Below are 17,294 nucleotides of genomic sequence, written 5' to 3'. Positions count from 1 at the left end.
GCAGAAGTTGTTGCTCACGGTCGTGGCGAGAAAATTAAAATCGTTAAGTTTCGTCGTCGTAAACACTACCGTAAGCAAGCTGGTCACCGTCAGTGGTTCACAGATGTGAAAATCACTGTGATCGGCGCGTAAGAGGAGATCTGACAAATGGCACATAAGAAGGCTGGTGGCTCGACCCGTAACGGTCGCGACTCCAACGCAAAACGTCTGGGTGTAAAACGTTTCGGTGGCGAATCTGTTCTGGCAGGTAGCATCATCGTTCGTCAGCGTGGCACCAAATTCCACGCAGGCAGCAACGTAGGTTGTGGTCGTGACCACACCTTGTTTGCTACCGCAGACGGCAAAGTTAAATTCGAAGTAAAAGGCCCGAACAACCGTAAATATATCAGCATCGTTGCTGAGTAAGGTTGTCGTGCTGCAGACGTTTAACGTCTGAATACACGAATGAAAGGCCCCGCAGCTTTGCGGGGCTTTTTACATTCTGCTGGTTAACAGCGACGTTGCAGCGCAGTTGTTGTACAATTTATGTACTCTTGGCATTGCCAATCTTGTATTATCCGCCGTCGGTCAGCGCAGAAGACCCTGGCGGACCCGTTCGCAGCCTGCATGCTGCCGCGAACGACAGCGTGACGGAGAAATAAAATGAAGTTTGTAGATGAAGCGACGATCCTTGCGGTCGCGGGTGATGGCGGCAACGGTTGCGTAAGCTTCCGCCGTGAAAAATATATTCCAAGAGGCGGCCCAGATGGCGGCGACGGCGGCGACGGCGGCGACGTGTATCTGTTGGCAGATGAAAACCTCAACACCCTGATCGATTATCGCTTTGAAAAATCTTTCCGCGCAGAACGTGGTCAGAATGGCCAGAGCCGTGATTGCACCGGTAAACGTGGTAAAGACATCATTGTTAAAGTGCCGGTCGGTACACGCGTTATTGACCAGGGCACTGGCGAAACGCTTGGCGACATGACGCGCCATGAGCAGAAGCTAATGGTCGCGAAAGGCGGCTGGCATGGTTTGGGCAACACCCGTTTCAAATCATCAGTTAACCGTTCACCGCGCCAGAAAACCATGGGCACACCGGGCGAAAAGCGCGATCTGCAATTGGAACTGATGCTGTTGGCTGACGTGGGCATGCTCGGCTTGCCTAACGCCGGTAAATCGACCTTTATTCGTTCGGTCTCTGCCGCGAAACCAAAAGTGGCGGATTATCCGTTCACCACCTTGGTACCAAGCCTTGGCGTGGTGCGTATGGACAGCGAAAAGAGCTTTGTGGTCGCCGATATCCCTGGCCTGATTGAAGGCGCTGCGGATGGCGCAGGCTTGGGTATTCGCTTCCTGAAACACCTTGAGCGTTGCCGCGTGCTGTTGCACCTGATCGATCTGGCCCCAATCGACGAATCTGATCCGGTAGAAAATGCCCGCATCATTCTCGGCGAACTGGAAAAATACAGCGACAAACTGTTCCAGAAGCCACGTTGGTTGGTGTTCAACAAATGTGATCTGCTGAGCCGCGAAGAAGCGGAAAGCCGCGCCAAAGCGGTAGCGGAAGCATTGGGCTGGGAAGATAAATACTACCTGATTTCTGCGGCTAGTCATGATGGCGTGAAAGATCTTTGCTGGGATGTGATGAGCTTTATCATCGAAAATCCGAAAGAAGCCGAAGAAGAAGCGAAAGAGCCGGAGAAAGTTGCCTTCATGTGGGATGACTATCACCGTGAAGCGATGGAAACCGCGCAGGAAGTGGAAGAAGACGATGATTGGGATGACGATTGGGACGAAGAGGACGACGAAGGCGTCGAAATCATTTACCAGCGTTAATTACCAACGAGAAAGCGGCCAAATGGCCGCTTTTTTTATGCGCTAATTTGAACCGTTAGCCCAGCACCGCCACCGTTAATCGCGAACTACAGCATAACTGATCGCGGGCGTTACGAATCTCAATCTGCCAACTTTGATTGCGAGTGCCGAGATGCAGCGGGCGGCAAATCCCGCGCACTTCTCCGCTGCTCACTGCGCGATGATGACTGGCGCTCACTTCAATGCCGACCACGCTTTTGCCTTCCTCAATGCTAAGATAGCCAGCAATCGAACCCATCGATTCCGCCAGCACCACGGAAGCGCCACCGTGCAGCAGGCCAAACGGCTGCTGCGTTCGTGCATCCACCGGCATGGTCGCTTCGAGGTAATCCTCGCCGATCACGGTAAACACGATGCCGAGATGGGACACCAGCGAGTTTTCACCAAGCTGATTTAGCGTTTCAAGATCGACCGAACGTTTCCAAATTGCCATCTATTAAGATCCCAGCGTTGCGCCACCATCGACCACAATATCCTGCAACACCACGTGGCTGGCAAGATCCGAGGCGAGGAACATCACATTCGCTACGATCTCTTGTGGTTTGGCGATCTTACGCAGCGGGATCCCCAGCTTATACTGATCCGGGAAGCCGTTGATCATCTCCTGCTCGGCTTCTGGCGTATGCCACAAGCTACGCTGCATATCGGTGTCTGTTGAACCTGGCGACACGATGTTACAGCGCACGCCGAACGGCGCCATTTCCAAACCCACCGTCAGGCACAAGCTGCGCAACGCGGCTTTCGAAGCACCATACGCCGACATGCCGAGACGCGGCGCGTGCGCAGCATTAGACGCGATAGTGACAATCGCGCCCGCGCGCTGCTGGCGGAACACCGGCAAGGTCTGCTGAAACAGGTTGAATGCGCCACCAGCATTCACCGCCAGGCACGCTTGCCAGTCGTCGAACGATAATGCATCGGTGGCGCCAATGCGCAAAATACCGGCACCGTTCACCAACACGTCCAATCGCGGTTGATCCGCCAGCAAGCGCTGGCAAACCGCTTTGACTTCTACCGCATTCGCTACATCCAAAACCTGGGTGGTAAATGGGTAATCGGCCTGATCAAAACGCAGATCAAAGCCGATCACCTGCGCGCCTGCCTGATGAAAACTCAACGCGGTATGATAACCAATGCCTTTTCCCGCGCCGGTTACCCAAACAATCTTTCCACTGAAATCAAAAGTCGCACTCATTTGGCTGGTACTCGTGAAAGCAGAGCCCACCAGCCATCAATGGTTGGATTTTTTGCCAGGCTAACGAAATCAATATCGTGGTGCACCTGACGCCAGCGCGCTGCCAGCGCCATCACGCGTACTGAATCCAGGCCGTAATCAATCAGATTTTCATCATCTTCCGGCACCTCGTCATCTTCCAGCAGCGGCAGAATCAACGCGCGCAACTCGTCTTTGCTCAGCGGTAACGGCATTAGCTCGTTGGTCATCACTACTTTGCCGCTGCGACCAGCGGTGTACGTCAGCGCCATCATGTGTTCTTCACGCGTAAAGTCGGCGAGCGCATCTGCCACCATAAACGGCTGGATGTTACGCATGAAAGCGTCAGTGGCGGTGGTCAGGCAGCCGATGTGCGCGTAAACACCGGTAATGATCAACTGATCGCGCCCCATTTCTTGCAGGATCGACTCCAGCGGCGAACGCACAAAGGCACTGTAACGCCATTTGGTCAGCACTTGATCGTCTTGATCCGGCGCGAGCGTATCCACGATCTTTTGCTGATCAGGATGTTTATTCAGTCCCGGTCCCCACATATCGTTGAGCAGCGCACGGTCAGCATCGCTCTGCGCATTGGGCTGAGCGGTATAAAACACCGGAATGCCTTGTGCTTTGCAGTACGCACGCAGGCGCGCGATGTTTTCCACCACCTGTTTCACCAGCGGGCTATCTTCGCCCCAGAAATTGAGGAAGTAAGCCTGCATATCATGGATTAACAATGCAGCACGCTGCGGTTCAACTGTCCATTTCACCTTGTTGGTAGGCAGTTCGGTCGCCGCAGGCAGCGCATAAGCAGTGAGTTTTGGAATAGCCATTACAATCTCCGGAGCAGGTCAGGCTTGCGCTTGTTGATCGGCAAGCTGTTGGCGTAAACGTTTTTTATCCACCTTGCCGACGGGCGTCAGCGGCAGGGCATCTACGCAGGTAATACGATCGGGTAATTTGAACTCGGCCACGCCCAGTTCACGTAGATGGCGACGCAGCGCCACGGCTTTAATCGGTTGGCTGGCGACAATAAAGGCGCAGCTCTTTTCACCCATCAACTCATCGTTCATCGACACCAGCGCGGCGTGGATGACATCAGGATGGCGCTGTAACAGATTCTCGATCTCTTCCGCGGCGATCTTCTCGCCGCCGCGGTTGATCTGATCCTTCTCGCGTCCTTGTACGGTGATGTAGCCTTGCGCGTTGATCTCAATCAGATCGCCGGAACAGTAGAAACCGTTGGCATCGAAGCTGGCGGCATTGTGTTCTGGGCTGTTGTAATAGCCGCGAAAGGTGTACGGGCCGCGCGTCATCAGGCGACCAATACTGCCGGTCGGCAGCGCGTTGCCGTGTTCATCCGCCACCCAGACTTCGTCATCCTCGGAAATGGGGCGACCTTGGGTGGTGAGGATGGTTTTCTCGTCATCGCCGAAGCGGGTGTAATTCACCAGACCTTCCGCCATGCCAAATACCTGCTGCAACTGGCAGCCAATCTCAGATTGAATGCGCGCCGCTAGCGTTTCACCTAACTTGGCACCGCCGACCTGGATGCGTTGCAGCGAAGCCAGCTGTTTATTGCTGCCCCATTCCTGAATCGCTTGCAGCCACAAACTGACCGCTGGCGGTACCAAACCGGTATCGGTGACCTGATGTTGCTCGATTAACGGGAAACACTGCGTGGCGCTGGGATCGGCGGCCAAAATCACTTGTCCACCGGCGTAAAACACGCCAAGCGAACCGGGCGAACTCATGGCGAAGTTATGCGGTGCGGGTAGGGCGATGAGATAGCGCGTTTCGGCAGTAACCTGGCAAATCTCATCGCTGGCGCGGATGCTGTAGTAATAGTCGTTGTGGGTGCGTGGAATCAGCTTTGGCGTGCCAGTGCTGCCGCCGGACAACTGGAAAAAAGCCACTTCATCGGCAGCGGTTGGCGTGGCGTGGTAATCACCTGCCACTTCCGCCATCAAGGATTCCAGGGTGTTTTCTGGCTGAGTGTCGTTGCGCAGAATCACCTGTTGCAGCGCAGGCTGCGCTGCGCACAGCGCACTGATAAAAGCATCATCCGCAAACAACGCATGGCTGCGATCGGCGATCAATAATTTCGGTTTGATCTGTGCGGCATAAGCACTGAGTTCGGTGCGTTGATGACTAAACAGCGCGAACACCGATGCCACACCTAACTTAAACAGTGCAAACACCGTGATATAGAAATCAGCCACGTTGCCCAGTTGCACCAATGCGGTATCGCCATTTTGCAGGCCGCGACGTTGCAATGCGGCGGCGAGATTGCTGCTCAGCGTATCCATTTCGCGGTAGCTGATTTGGCGATCGCCATCAATCACTGCAATCGCATCGTTATGTTGATGGCGCGCCAGAATGTCGGTCATCGGCACGTCTAGCCAATAGCCTTTGTCGCGATAGCGCGCAGCCAGATCGTCCGGCCAGCGGGTATAGGGAATGCTCATGCGGTTTCCTTTATTGCAGTCCAAAAGCGCGCAACATGGTATCCAGCTTCACGCCGGTCTCGCGCCACTCAGATTCGGGTTGCGAGTCGGCCACAATGCCTGCACCCGCAAATAGACGCACACGCGAGCCGTGCACGGTGCCGCAACGAATCGTCACCACCCATTCGCCGTTACCTTCGCTATCGCACCAGCCGACGATGCCGCCAAACAATTGGCGATCAAAGGGTTCCAGCTGTTGAATCAACTGTTGTGCACGTTGATGTGGGAAACCACTCAGCGCCGGTGTCGGGTGCAGCAAGCAAGCCAGTGACAGCGCATTTTCTGCTTCGTCCCGAACTTCACCGTCGATCTGCGTTGCCAAATGCCACAAGGTGGCGGTGGTGATCAACGATGGAATGGTCGGCACCGACAGTACACGGCTGCGCGCTTGCAGCGTGTCGCGCATCGCGTCGGTGACCAACTTATGTTCGTGGCGATCTTTGCCTGAACTCATCAGCGATTCACCAGCTGCACGATCCTGCTGGGCATCGCGATGATCGCGACGTGCCGATCCGGCGAGCGGACAAGAGCTGAAATCGCGTCCTTGCTTGCGCAGCATCAGTTCGGGGCTGGCGCCAATCAGCGCACCGCCTTGCGGCAGCGGCAGATGGAAATGGTAGCTATTGGGGTTTTGCGCAATCACGCGTTGCATCAGCGCAGCGGTATCCACCGGCTGATCGGTAACGATATCCATCAAGCGCGACAGCACCACTTTGTCGAGGTCGCCGCACTGCGTGGCGGCCACCGCATCCGCTACCATCTTGACGAACGCATCGTGTTCCGGCACCGCAGCGCGTCGACGTACCTGCGGTAAATCGTTGAGATTGGCGGGCAGCGCATTTTGCAGGTCGGCGCGATTAAACATCTGATGAGATTCAGGAATAAACAGCGCTGCCGGTTGGCTGACATCAAAGGGGATGGCGCCGACCAGAATCGGATTGGCGATGCCCTGTTTTTTTGCCGCCGCAAAGTGCTGACGCAACTGTTGTTGGAACTCACCGTGCAGCGACGCAGCATCATCGACCGGCGCGGTAATCGTGGTATAGCAGCCTTGCGTCGCCAAACTGCGCCACGGCGAGGTAAACAGGAAGCCACGGCATAACGCGGAATAATCCTTCAGCCAGGCATTTTCAAACGTGGAAGATTCCACCATAATTTTCACCTATAAATGATAAGATTATTAAGAATGATTATCATTTTTATTATGGGCCTGTAACCTACGTCGATTGGGCAAACGTGTCAATCCATTCGCGGGATTTCCGCCGCGTTTAAGCGTAATCGGGTACTCAAGCTGACCAGGGCAATATGCTAAAAAGTGGACCAAAACTTATGAATAAATGCGGTTTTTGGGGCATTGCAGCCCTATTGTGTGTTTTCCAGACTTTCACCAGCGTGGCGCATGCCGAGCAAGGTTGGCCGCGCACGCTGCAAGGTGCCAACGGAACCCTCACGCTAAACCAAGCGCCGCAGCGCATTGTTTCCACCAGCGTCACCTTGACCGGATCGCTGCTGGCGATTGATGCGCCGGTTATTGCGTCTGGCGCCACCGCGCCCAACAGCCGTTTGGCTGACGATCAGGGTTTCTTCCGCCAATGGAGCGACGTCGCTAAACAGCAGCAACTTAAGCGCCTGTACATCGGCGAACCCAACGCTGAAGCCGTGGCGGCTGAAGCGCCGGACCTGATTATCGTCAGCGCTACCGGCAACGATTCAGCGATCAAACTTGCCGATCAATTCTCTGCTATCGCGCCAACGCTGGTGGTCAATTACGACGACAAAAGCTGGCAGGATGTCGTTACGCTGTTAGGCAAAGCCACCGGTCACGAAGTGCAGGCAGCGCAGCGCATCAAAGCCTTCGACGATCGCGAAATGGCGCTGAAAAAAACCATCACATTGCCGCCGCAGCCGGTTTCAGCCATGGTGTGGAATGGTGACGGGCGCGCGGTCAATCTGTGGACCGCCGCATCGGCGCAGGGCAAGTTGCTGGAACAGCTCGGTTTCACGCTGGCGAAGCCACCAGCTAGCGTGCAGCAGGGCCACAGCATGGGGCAGCGTAAAGACATCATTCAGCTATCGGGCGAAAACGTCGCCAGCGGACTGTCCGGTAAAACCTTCCTGCTGTTTGCTGCCGACGATAAAACCACGCAATCGGTGCTGAGTAATCCGTTCCTGGCACAAAACGCCGCCGTGCAAGGCAAACAGGTTTACTCGCTGGGTGTAGATTCGTTTCGTCTCGATTACTACAGCGCCAGCAATTTGCTCGCGCGTCTGGAGAAACTGTTCGTTAAATCATGATGGCTGTTCCGCTAGCTCTGGTGCTGGCGGAGCGTAACGACGTAAGCGCCCCATCACTAACCACATCACGATGCCCAGCAGCGCCGCCGCGAAGCCAAACACGGCGGCGGCCTGCGCGGGCAGCAGCCACGAACCCATCGCGCCAATCACCGCTGCACCCAGCGCATCGCCGGTGACGTTCTGCGCGGTCCATAAGCCATTGATGCGGCCCAATAAATGGTCTGGCGTTAGCGTCTGAATCATGGCGTATTGCACCAGGCTATTGATGGCGCTGAAGTAGCCGAATGCCACTAAACACAGCAGCGCCAGCGGCAGATTGGGCATCAAGCTGAACAAGCCGAGGGCGATAAATGCTGCTATCGCGCTGCTCAACACCAATTGGCCCGGACGCGCGGCGTGTTTCAGCTTGCCACTGGTGAATGCGCCGACAGCGGCTCCGAGCGGCACCGCGGCGTACATCAAACCGAGCTGGTCAGCGCTGACTGACCAATGTGGTGCTAATGAGGGATAAAGCACGCGCACCGCGCTGGCTAAAGTCACCAACGCGCCAATCAACGCCACCATGCCGACAATCGGGCTGGCAAACAGAAACTGCACGCCGGCCGCCAGCGATTTCAGTGGATGCTCGCGCGGCTGTGGCGGAGGCGGCAACGTCGGTAATTTCAGCAGGGTTAACACGGTTAGCAGCGTGCCAAACGCCGCCAGCGCGTAGTTCCAGGTCACGCCGCCGTGCGCAATCACCAGCCCGGCAATCGCAGGCGATAAAATTGAGCCGAAGCGTACCGTCAGCATGGTAATGGCACCGGCTTGCATGATGTTTTCCCGTCCGACCAAGGCCGGAGTCGCCGCCAACAGCGCGGTAACGCCAATCGCGCCGAAGAAGCCATCCCAGAAACCGAGTAAATAGATGGCGATTAAAGAGGGTTCTGGCAGCGCAGCGTTGATTGCCAGCGCAATAAAGCCCAAGCCGCAGGTGGAACGCGCCAACAAAATCAGCTTTTTACGTTCATGGCGATCAGCTAGCACGCCGCCAACCAATAAGCCGATAAACATGCCCGACGCGGCTAATGTCACCGCCAATCCCACCAATAACGGCGAATTTGTCAGGTGCTGAATTTGTACCGGCACCGCCACGGCGAGCATGCCGAGCGCAACGATTGAGATAAAACGCGCAATAAATACCGCGCGAAAAGCCGGGTGGGTTTTCAGCAGTGTGAGATCGATAAAGTGGGAGGATTTGTTCATGTCGTCGCCTTATTACACCAATTTTCCTCATCATCCGCGAGGCGAGTCATGGTAACATAGCTAAACGCGAGTAATAACGATAACCATTATCAAATTGCGTTGCCCAGGTAACGACGTTGAACAGTGAAGGTTTAGACGCTATGCGCCAGTTCCGCGCATTGGCAGGTTCAGGGATTCTGCTAATGCTCCTTATCGCTCTCAGCCTGATGCTGGGGGCAAAATCGATACCACTTCCCGATGTTTATCATTCGCTTACCACCTCCTGTCACAGTGCGGAATGTGTGATTGTGCGCGATGCGCGCCTGCCACGCACGCTAGCCGGTTTGCTGGCGGGCGTCGCGCTGGGCTTGGCTGGCGCATTGATGCAAAGCCTGACGCGCAACCCGCTGGCCGATCCCGGCATTCTGGGGATCAACGCCGGTGCCGGTTTCGCGGTGGTGATTGGCATTGCGCTATTTGGTGCTGACTCTCCAGCAGATTGGCTGGGTTTCGCCTTTGGCGGCGCGCTGCTGGCGTCATTGCTGGTGGCGATGACCGGTGCGATTGGCTGCGGGCGCGTTAATCCGGTGCGTCTGACGTTAGCGGGCGTGGCGTTGGGTGCGGTGCTGGAAGGATTAACCTCGGGTCTCTCACTGCTCAATCCCGACATCTATGATCATCTGCGTTTCTGGCACAGCGGTTCGCTGGATATCCGCAATTTTGCCGTATTGCGCACCTTGTTCCCGGCGGTACTGGTCGGTAGCGTGCTGGCGATTTGTCTATCGCAGGCGCTGAACAGTTTGAGCATGGGCGGTGATATGGCGACCGCGCTCGGCACGCGGGTGGCTCGCACGCAATTGCTGGGATTGCTGGCCATTGCGTTGCTGTGCGGTGCAGCGACAGCCGCCGTTGGCCCGATAGCCTTTATAGGCTTGATGACGCCGCATTTTGCCCGCTGGCTGGTGGGCAACGATCACCGCTGGATGCTGCCCGCCACGGCGCTGATCACGCCAATTCTGTTGCTCGCGGCGGATATTATTGGCCGTTTGCTGGTGGCAGGCGAGTTGCGGGTTTCCATCGTCACCGCGATGCTCGGCGCGCCGATGCTGATTGTGCTGGTGCGGCGCAAATTGGGGCGAGGTGGATTATGACGCGCCGCGTCGGGCTACATGCATTTTGGCTGTTGCTTGCCTGCGGCTGGCTGGCTTATCTGGCGATGACGCGCGGCGCGTTGCCGATCAGCGGCGAACAGATCTGGCAAATGCTGACTGGCGAAGGTGCCAGCAACGTCAAACTGATCGTGCTGGAATGGCGCTTACCGCGCGTGTTGATGGCATTGCTGATTGGCGCCGCGCTCGGTATCAGCGGGGCCATTTTCCAGTCGTTGCTGCGAAATCCGCTCGGCAGCCCAGATATTCTCGGCTTCAATACCGGCGCTTACAGTGGTGTGCTGGTGGCGCTGGTGCTGTTCAATCAAAGTATTACGGCCATGACCGGCGCAGCGCTAATCGGTGGCATCGCGACTGCGGCGTTGGTGTATCTGTTTGCCTGGCGCAACGGCGTGGAAACTTTCCGGCTAATCATTGTCGGCATCAGTGTGCGTGCGTTGCTGATGGCCTTGAATGCATGGCTGATTATCAGCGCATCGCTGGAATCGGCGTTAAGTGCCGGTTTATGGAGCGCCGGCTCGCTCAACGGCATTACGTGGGCGAAAACGCCAGCGGTGATTGTGGTGCTGTTGCTGGCATTGGCGCTGACGGCATTACTGGCGCGACGCATGCGTTTACTGGAGATGGGCGATGATACGGCGTGCGCGCTTGGCGTGCCGGTGGAACGCAGCCGCATGTGGCTGATGTTGATTGGCGTGGTGTTAACCGCGGCGTCGACGGCGTTGGTCGGCCCGATTTCGTTTGTCGCACTACTGGCACCGCAAATTGCCCGTCGTCTCGGCGGTGGATTGCCGCTGGCGGCACTGTGCGGTGCGTTGTTGCTGATCGCCGCAGACTTCGCCGCGCAGCATCTGTTCTTGCCCTATCAATTACCGGTAGGCGTGATTACCGTCAGCCTCGGTGGAATTTACTTGATTGCTTTACTGGTGCGGGAGGCGCGACGCCAATGATTGATATTCCTTCACGTCTGCGCGGCGACAACCTGACGCTGGGCTACGACAAAAAAGTGGTGGCAGAAAATCTGTCGGTGGCGATCCCAGAAGGTGAGCTCACGGTGATTATTGGCCCCAACGCCTGTGGTAAATCGACGCTGCTACGAACGTTAAGTCGTTTACACACGCCAATCAAAGGCGAAGTGCTGTTGGATGGCGAGGCGATTGCCCGTTATCCCACCAAAGAGGTGGCGCGGCGTCTGGGTTTACTGCCGCAAAGTTCTAATGCCCCAGCGGGTATCAGCGTGACGGAGTTGGTGGCGCGCGGACGCTATCCGCATCAGGCGCTGTTTGGTCGTTGGCGTGAAGAGGATGAAACGGCGGTGCAGCAAGCGATGCAGGCAACCGGCGTGGCAGATTTGGCGCAGCAAGCTGTGGATACCTTATCGGGCGGGCAGCGTCAGCGCGTGTGGATTGCCATGGTGCTGGCGCAGCAAACGCCGTTGTTGCTGCTGGATGAGCCAACCACCTGGCTGGATATCACCCATCAAATTGAGCTGCTGGAGTTGATGCAGGAGTTGAACCAGCAACATGGTCGTACGCTGGTGGTAGTGCTGCATGATCTCAATCACGCCTGTCGTTATGCTACGCATTTGATTGCGATACGCGCTGGCAAGATTGTTGCCGAGGGGAAACCGGCGGAGATTGTTACGCCTGAGTTGATTGAGCAGGTATACGGTTTGCGCTGCGTGATTGTTGAGGATCCGGTGGCGCATACGCCGATGATTGTGCCGTTGGGGCGCGGGCGCTGATTTACTTCGGTGCGCGTTGTCCCTCATCCCAACCTTCTCCCGCAAGCGGGAGAAGGGGCCGATCCAGCCCAATTGCCACATTGAGCACCACCTAAACATTCCCTCTCCCGCGTGCGGGAGAGGGTTAGGGTGAGGGAAAGACGGCTACCCAAGCAACCGCTGCAACAACGGCCCAATCTGCTCGAACATTTGCGGCGAAATGATCTCTACGTGCGCACAATCCATCGGCCACACCTCCAGCTCATCAACATACGGCGCCCAGGCGCGGCGCGCATCTTGTCCTGGCTGCTGCGTTTGCTCGGCGAGGAACAGCGTGGCGCGCCCTTTGAAACGCGCACTGCGCGCCGTGGCTAACAAGCGTACGGAGCTGGCGTAGTTGGCTTCAATAGTATCGAACATCGCGCGCATCTCTTCGCCGGCTTGATGACGCTGAGCAGCAACAAACTGTTCACGTTCGCGATTCACCTCTGCCAGCACCGCAGGATCCAGCACATTCTCACCGCGCTTTTCATCCCAATTCTGCGTTTCTGGTGGCCACGTATCCAGCAGGCCTAAAAACGCCACTTCTTCGCCTGCGTCAGTCAGCCGCGCAGCAATGCCTTGCGCCAGCGTGCCGCCGAGTGAATAGCCGAGGAAATAATACGGTCCGTGCGGCTGCACTTCGCGCAGGGTTTTTAGATGCGCCTCGCACACCTCATCCAGATGGGCACTTTGATTCAGCGGGCTATCGGTATTCGGCGATTGAATGCCGACCAGCGACCAACGCGCATCGAGATAGCGTTGCAGGATACTGAACTGCCAGGCAAAGCCGGAAGCGGGATGGAAGCAGAACAGCGTCGGTCCGTTACCCTGGCGCAGCGGCAACACCGCTTCGAATCCTGCCTGGTGATGCGATTGTGCATCACCGAGTAACGTCGCCAGTTTTTCCACCGTCGATGCCACCATGATTTGCCCCACCGACACCGGCAGTTGCAACTCGCGGCGCAATTGCGCGGCTAAACGCATCGCCAGCAATGAATGGCCACCGAGAGCGAAAAAGTCATCCTGCGCACTGATGGTTTCACGCGCCAGCAGTTGGCAGAACGCCTTAGCCAAGAGGGTTTCCAGCCCGGCATGCGGTGCGCGTCCGGCGTGAGTTGCAGGTGATTGCGGCAATGGCAGCGCTTTGCGATCCAACTTGCCATTGCTGCTGAGCGGGAACGCATCCAACTGCACAATCGCCACCGGCACCATGTGCGCAGGCAAACACTGCGCCAATGCATGGCGTAGCGCTTCGCCATCAACCGGTTGCGCGGCGATCACATAACCGACCAACTGGCGCGCATCACCTTGCGCGGCTGCGCCACCCAGCACCACCGCGTGCGTCACCGCTTGCTCAATGCCGGGTTGCGCGCAGAGTACATGGTCAATTTCATTTAACTCAATGCGTTGGCCGCGAATTTTTAGCTGATCGTCGCTGCGGCCAAGATATTCTACCGCGCCGTTATCCAGCCAGCGCGCCACGTCGCCGGTAAGATACATGCGTTCGCCGGGACAGAACGGATCGGCGATAAAGCGGCTGGCGGTCAGCTCGGGCTGCCCGAGATAACCGTGCGCCAGTTGCACGCCGGTTAAATAGAGATCGCCCGCAACGGCAGGCGGCACCGGCTGCATGCGGGAATCCAGAATGCGCAAGCCGGTATTCCACACCGGGAAACCAATCGGCACGCTGGCACCTTCAACGGCGGCTAGCGCTGCACCAAAGGCCGGATACCAGCTGACATCCACCGCGGCTTCAGTTGGGCCGTATAGATTGTGCAACGGCACCTGCGTCAGCTTTTCCCACTCGCGTGACAAGTCGGTTGGCAGCGCTTCACCGCTACAAAATACGTTACGCAGGCTGGCGCAGCAGGCAATCGCCGGTTGATCATCAAGCGCCGCCACAAAGGCCGCCAGCATCGAAGGTACGAAGTGCGTGGTGGTGACTTTGTAGCGGGCAAACAGTTGTTGCAGCGCTTCGGGATCGCGATGCGCTTCGGGCGGTGCCATCACCAGTTGCGCGCCAACCAGCAGCGGCCAGAAGAATTCCCACACTGAAACATCGAAACTGCTCGGGGTTTTCTGTAGAACCACATCGTCGGCTCGCAGCGGATAGTGATCCTGCATCCATAGCAGGCGGTTGACGATGGCTTCATGCCCGACCAGCACGCCTTTTGGCCGACCGGTCGAACCCGAGGTGTAAATGATATAGGCGCCATCTTGCGGCGTCGGCGCGCTAGCAGGCGGCGTGGCGTTGAGGTTGCTGTACAGCGCATCAAAATGCTGTTGCTGCACCGCTGCAATGGCGTGAAAACGCGCGCTGAGCGCCTTGCTGGTAATAAGGGTTTTCGGTGTGGCATCTTCCAGCATCAGCTGCAAACGTTCATCGGGATAACCGGTATCCAACGGCAAATACGCAGCGCCGAGCGACACAATCGCCTGCAACGCCAGCGAAAGTTGCACCGAACGCGGCAGGGCAACCGCGACAATATCGCCGCGCTGTACACCGGCGGCAGTCAGATCGGCTGCCAGTGCAAACACTTGCTGCTGCATTGCGCGATAGCTTAATTGATGATGTTCATCGGCCAATGCTGGCGCATCCGGCGTGCGTTCAGCTTGCTGAGCCAACAACGATGCTAACGTCTCCGGCGGCAGCGGATGGGCGGTTTGGTTGATATCCGCGATTTGTGCATGCTCTTCATCGGTGAGCAGATCGAGCTCGCCGCACGGGCGCTGTGGCTGTTCAGACAGTTGGCTCAGCAACAGTGCAAAGCGGCTGGCATGGCGCTGCAAAGTGGCTTCGCTGTAGCGCTCGGCATTGGCGAGCAACTCCAGCGTCAACTCGCCGTGTTCACTGATATAAATCGCAATTTCCAGGTCGCGCACTGGCCCGGAAGCCAGCTGATGGGTGATGCCTTCGACGCCAGCGAAATCAAGCTGATAATCAAACATCTTCAGGTTGATCACCGGACCATACAGCGGATCACCATCGCCGAGACGCCCCAGATCGCGCTGCACCTGTTCCGCATCATAGCGCTGGTGGCGGCGCATCTTTTTCACTTCGCCCGCCAGTTGTGCGGCGAGCGCGCTGATCGGTTGTGTCGGATCGTAATGCACCGCCATCGGCAGCACGTTGATCACCGGGCCGGTGGCACACAACGCCGCCGAGCCGATGCGGCGCATAAAGATAAAGCCCGCCGCAAAGTCGTTTTGACCGCTGAGACGCGCCAGCCACAGAGCGACCAACGCAAAAGCCAGATCGGCGGCGCTGAATTGCGGATGTTGCTGCGTCAGCGTGTGGAAGGTGTTGCGCTCCAACGTGACGCTATGGCACAGCAAATCGGTGCTGGCATGTTGTCCTGCCAGCGGCAGTGGCGAAATCGAAGCCGGTGAGGGCAGCGCTGCGCCTTTGTCTCGCCAGAATTGGCTGTCACGTGCATACGAAGAGGACTCGCGATAACGTTGATATTCTTCAACCACTTCGCTAAACGGAATAAACGGTGTCGGCTCCGCAGGTTGACTACGTAGCGCCGCGCTATACAAATTGGCGATGCGGCGTGTCAGCGCGGTAAAGCTGAAGCCGTCCACCACCAAATGGTGATAACGCTGATACCAGAACCAATGTTGATCATCGAGACGGAATAAGCGGTGATGCCAAAGTTTTGCGCCGCTGAGTACGCGTAGATCGCCATTCATGTCGTCGCGCATCATGTTGCGCGCGGTGGCGGCGGCATCCATTTCGCCACGCAGATCGATAATCTGCGGCGGATTAAAATTTTGTGGCTGTGGCCACTGCACCGCTTCGCCTTCAATCTCGCCAAACGCCATGTTGAGCGTATCGGCTTCCTGCATGCCCGCGACGATGGCCTCAGCCAGCAAGGCGGTGTCGATCTCGCCACGCAATTCAACATAATGCGCCACCGCATAGGCGTTGTGATGCGGCGTCAATTGATCGGCGATCCAGATGCCGGGCTGTGCCGCCACTAATGGCAGGGTTTGTTGGTCAGTCATAAGAGGATTCATCAAAGATTCGGACATGGTTGCTCCGTTGTGTGCCACAGCGCTTGTAAGCCACTGAGCAGGCCGCCGCGCCAGCAGAGCGCGTCGTGGCCGCCTTCAACCGGCAGGTAATTCACCTGATAACCGGCCGCGTGCAGTTGCTGTTGCAGCTGTTGATTGGCTTGCAAAATCAAGCCCTCGCGTTTTCCGGCTTCCAGCCAGAAACGCAGCGGATAACGCGGTGCGAGGCCGCTCTCCAGCGCCTGTAAAAGCCAGCCGTGCGGATTGCCGCGTTCCGGCCACCAGAAAGAACCAGAAAGGCTGAGCGCATTGCCGAAGGTTTCCGGCCAGTGCAGCGCGGCAAAGACTGACGCCAGGCCGCCAAAACTTTGCCCGGCAACCACGGTGCTGTCGGCCTGCTGGCGATAAGGCGTGGAGCGCGCAATCTGCGGCAGCAATTCTTGCTGCACTGCTTGCCAGAATGGCGCATGGCACGGCAGTTCACGGCTGCGATGTTCGCGGTCAATGATGTCGATAAACACGTACACCGCGGGCGGCAACTGGCCTGCATCAGTGAGCTGCTGCAACGGTCCAGCGATCGGCATGCTGTGCGCCCAGAATTGCCCATCGAGCAAAATTGCCAGCGGGCGCTGCGTAGCATCCGCTTCGCCGCTGGTGTAGATCCATACCTTGCGGCTATTGCCGAGAATCGCGCTATGCCACTGAATTTCCTGTAATGGCATCGTCGGTGCGCTGCCGTTGTCGATCGCTTGCCAGATCTGTTGATCGGGTGCCTGCGGCAGATGCAGCGGCGATACGTTCATGCCGCGTCCGCCGGACCAGCCGCGTAAGGGATTAAGCGCATCGGCTTGCGCGGTGGGGAATTTGTCGCGCCACCAGTTACGCAAGTTGTGCATGTCGGCTTCGCCGGAGAAATCCGTGGCTTGTTCATCGGGCATCAAGCAGTAGCTGCCGCGCCAATCCGCAGGCAGCGAGGTGTGCCAATACCACACGTTGGTACCGGAGACGCGCATCAACGATTGCGGCGGACGGCGCTGGTGGTGATCGGTCACGCCGGTGATGTTGATCCATACGCGCTGCGTCGTCGATTGCCTTTCATCACCCTGCGGGTCGCGCCAGAAGAAGGTGACCTGACATTGGCCATCTTCAGCTAACTCAATACGGGGAATGCCTTGGGATTGTTGCGCCTGCCACCAGGCTTCACTGCCGGTTACATCATTTCGCCAGGTCATAGGGCTGCCAGTTGC

At 57.3% G+C, this 17,294-nt stretch carries 15 protein-coding genes; 7 read left to right on the top strand and 8 right to left on the bottom strand.

The genetic code is table 11. The features are described from left to right. The 3 genes from rplU to cgtA all read left to right on the top strand — a co-directional run. A partial coding sequence (gene rplU / locus ABDW13_RS19400; protein ID WP_343554181.1) for a 50S ribosomal protein L21 occupies window positions 1-132 on the top strand: 132 nt, incomplete at its 5' end. Between the two features lie 15 nt (window positions 133-147). Beyond that, window positions 148-405: a 50S ribosomal protein L27 gene (rpmA, locus tag ABDW13_RS19395; RefSeq protein ID WP_009092448.1), complete on the top strand. Its 258-nt coding sequence runs from the start codon at window positions 148-150 to the stop codon at window positions 403-405. Between the two features lie 237 nt (window positions 406-642). After that, the gene (gene cgtA, locus ABDW13_RS19390) at window positions 643-1,818 is read left to right on the top strand and encodes an Obg family GTPase CgtA (RefSeq protein ID WP_343554180.1); all 1,176 of its coding nucleotides are present in this window, start codon (window positions 643-645) and stop codon (window positions 1,816-1,818) included. Window positions 1,819-1,873: 55 nt separating this feature from the next. On the opposite strand, the gene ABDW13_RS19385 is transcribed toward cgtA, so the two are convergent. From ABDW13_RS19385 to ABDW13_RS19365, 5 genes are read right to left on the bottom strand one after another with little or no spacing between them, the layout of a single operon-like run. Next, the gene (locus ABDW13_RS19385) at window positions 1,874-2,290 is read right to left on the bottom strand and encodes a hotdog fold thioesterase (RefSeq protein WP_343554179.1); all 417 of its coding nucleotides are present in this window, start codon (window positions 2,288-2,290) and stop codon (window positions 1,874-1,876) included. Between the two features lie 3 nt (window positions 2,291-2,293). Beyond that, window positions 2,294-3,052, bottom strand: coding sequence for a 2,3-dihydro-2,3-dihydroxybenzoate dehydrogenase (gene dhbA / locus ABDW13_RS19380; RefSeq protein WP_343554178.1), 759 nt, complete (start codon window positions 3,050-3,052; stop codon window positions 2,294-2,296). After that, on the bottom strand, window positions 3,049-3,903 hold the full coding sequence (locus ABDW13_RS19375) for an isochorismatase family protein (RefSeq protein WP_343554177.1): 855 nt from the start codon (window positions 3,901-3,903) through the stop codon (window positions 3,049-3,051). The genes dhbA and ABDW13_RS19375 overlap by 4 nt, the downstream gene beginning before the upstream one ends. A gap of 18 nt (window positions 3,904-3,921) precedes the next feature. Continuing rightward, the gene (locus ABDW13_RS19370) at window positions 3,922-5,538 is read right to left on the bottom strand and encodes a (2,3-dihydroxybenzoyl)adenylate synthase (protein ID WP_343554176.1); all 1,617 of its coding nucleotides are present in this window, start codon (window positions 5,536-5,538) and stop codon (window positions 3,922-3,924) included. A gap of 10 nt (window positions 5,539-5,548) precedes the next feature. Then, complete coding sequence (locus tag ABDW13_RS19365; RefSeq protein WP_343554175.1) at window positions 5,549-6,730, bottom strand: isochorismate synthase; 1,182 nt, start codon at window positions 6,728-6,730, stop codon at window positions 5,549-5,551. Between the two features lie 176 nt (window positions 6,731-6,906). On the opposite strand from ABDW13_RS19365, the gene fepB reads away from it, so the two are divergent. After that, on the top strand, window positions 6,907-7,872 hold the full coding sequence (fepB, locus tag ABDW13_RS19360) for a Fe2+-enterobactin ABC transporter substrate-binding protein (protein ID WP_343554174.1): 966 nt from the start codon (window positions 6,907-6,909) through the stop codon (window positions 7,870-7,872). Here fepB and entS read toward each other — a convergent pair. Then, window positions 7,867-9,117 (bottom strand): enterobactin transporter EntS, encoded by a 1,251-nt coding sequence (entS, locus tag ABDW13_RS19355; RefSeq protein ID WP_343554173.1) that lies wholly within the window; start codon window positions 9,115-9,117, stop codon window positions 7,867-7,869. The two genes, fepB and entS, sit on opposite strands and share 6 nt — an antisense overlap. A 140-nt stretch (window positions 9,118-9,257) precedes the next feature. Between entS and fepD the strand changes: the two genes are divergently transcribed. Genes fepD through ABDW13_RS19340 form a run of 3 tightly spaced genes read left to right on the top strand, consistent with a single transcriptional unit; the run spans window position 9,258 to window position 12,009 of the window. Further along, complete coding sequence (gene fepD, locus ABDW13_RS19350; protein ID WP_343554172.1) at window positions 9,258-10,247, top strand: Fe(3+)-siderophore ABC transporter permease; 990 nt, start codon at window positions 9,258-9,260, stop codon at window positions 10,245-10,247. Beyond that, the gene (gene fepG, locus ABDW13_RS19345; RefSeq protein ID WP_343554171.1) at window positions 10,244-11,215 is read left to right on the top strand and encodes an iron-enterobactin ABC transporter permease; all 972 of its coding nucleotides are present in this window, start codon (window positions 10,244-10,246) and stop codon (window positions 11,213-11,215) included. The genes fepD and fepG overlap by 4 nt, the downstream gene beginning before the upstream one ends. Then, window positions 11,212-12,009, top strand: a complete 798-nt coding sequence (locus ABDW13_RS19340) for an ATP-binding cassette domain-containing protein (protein WP_343554170.1) — start codon at window positions 11,212-11,214, stop codon at window positions 12,007-12,009. Before fepG ends, ABDW13_RS19340 begins: the two co-directional genes overlap by 4 nt. Window positions 12,010-12,153: 144 nt before the next feature. On the opposite strand, the gene ABDW13_RS19335 is transcribed toward ABDW13_RS19340, so the two are convergent. Then, a complete protein-coding gene (locus tag ABDW13_RS19335) occupies window positions 12,154-16,065 on the bottom strand; it encodes an enterobactin synthase subunit F (protein ID WP_343554169.1) in 3,912 nt (1,303 codons plus the stop codon). Continuing rightward, window positions 16,050-17,279 carry an enterochelin esterase gene (gene fes / locus ABDW13_RS19330; RefSeq protein ID WP_343554168.1) on the bottom strand — a complete coding sequence of 410 codons (1,230 nt, stop codon included), beginning with the start codon at window positions 17,277-17,279 and terminating at the stop codon, window positions 16,050-16,052. The genes ABDW13_RS19335 and fes overlap by 16 nt, the downstream gene beginning before the upstream one ends. Window positions 17,280-17,294 lie beyond the last annotated feature (15 nt).

Origin of the sequence: Pantoea sp. (assembly GCF_039594315.1) — a bacterium.
Taxonomy (GTDB): Bacteria; Pseudomonadota; Gammaproteobacteria; order Enterobacterales; family Enterobacteriaceae; genus Pantoea.
The sequence above is the reverse complement of the archived record's forward strand: the minus strand, read 5'-3'. Positions and strand labels throughout refer to the sequence as shown.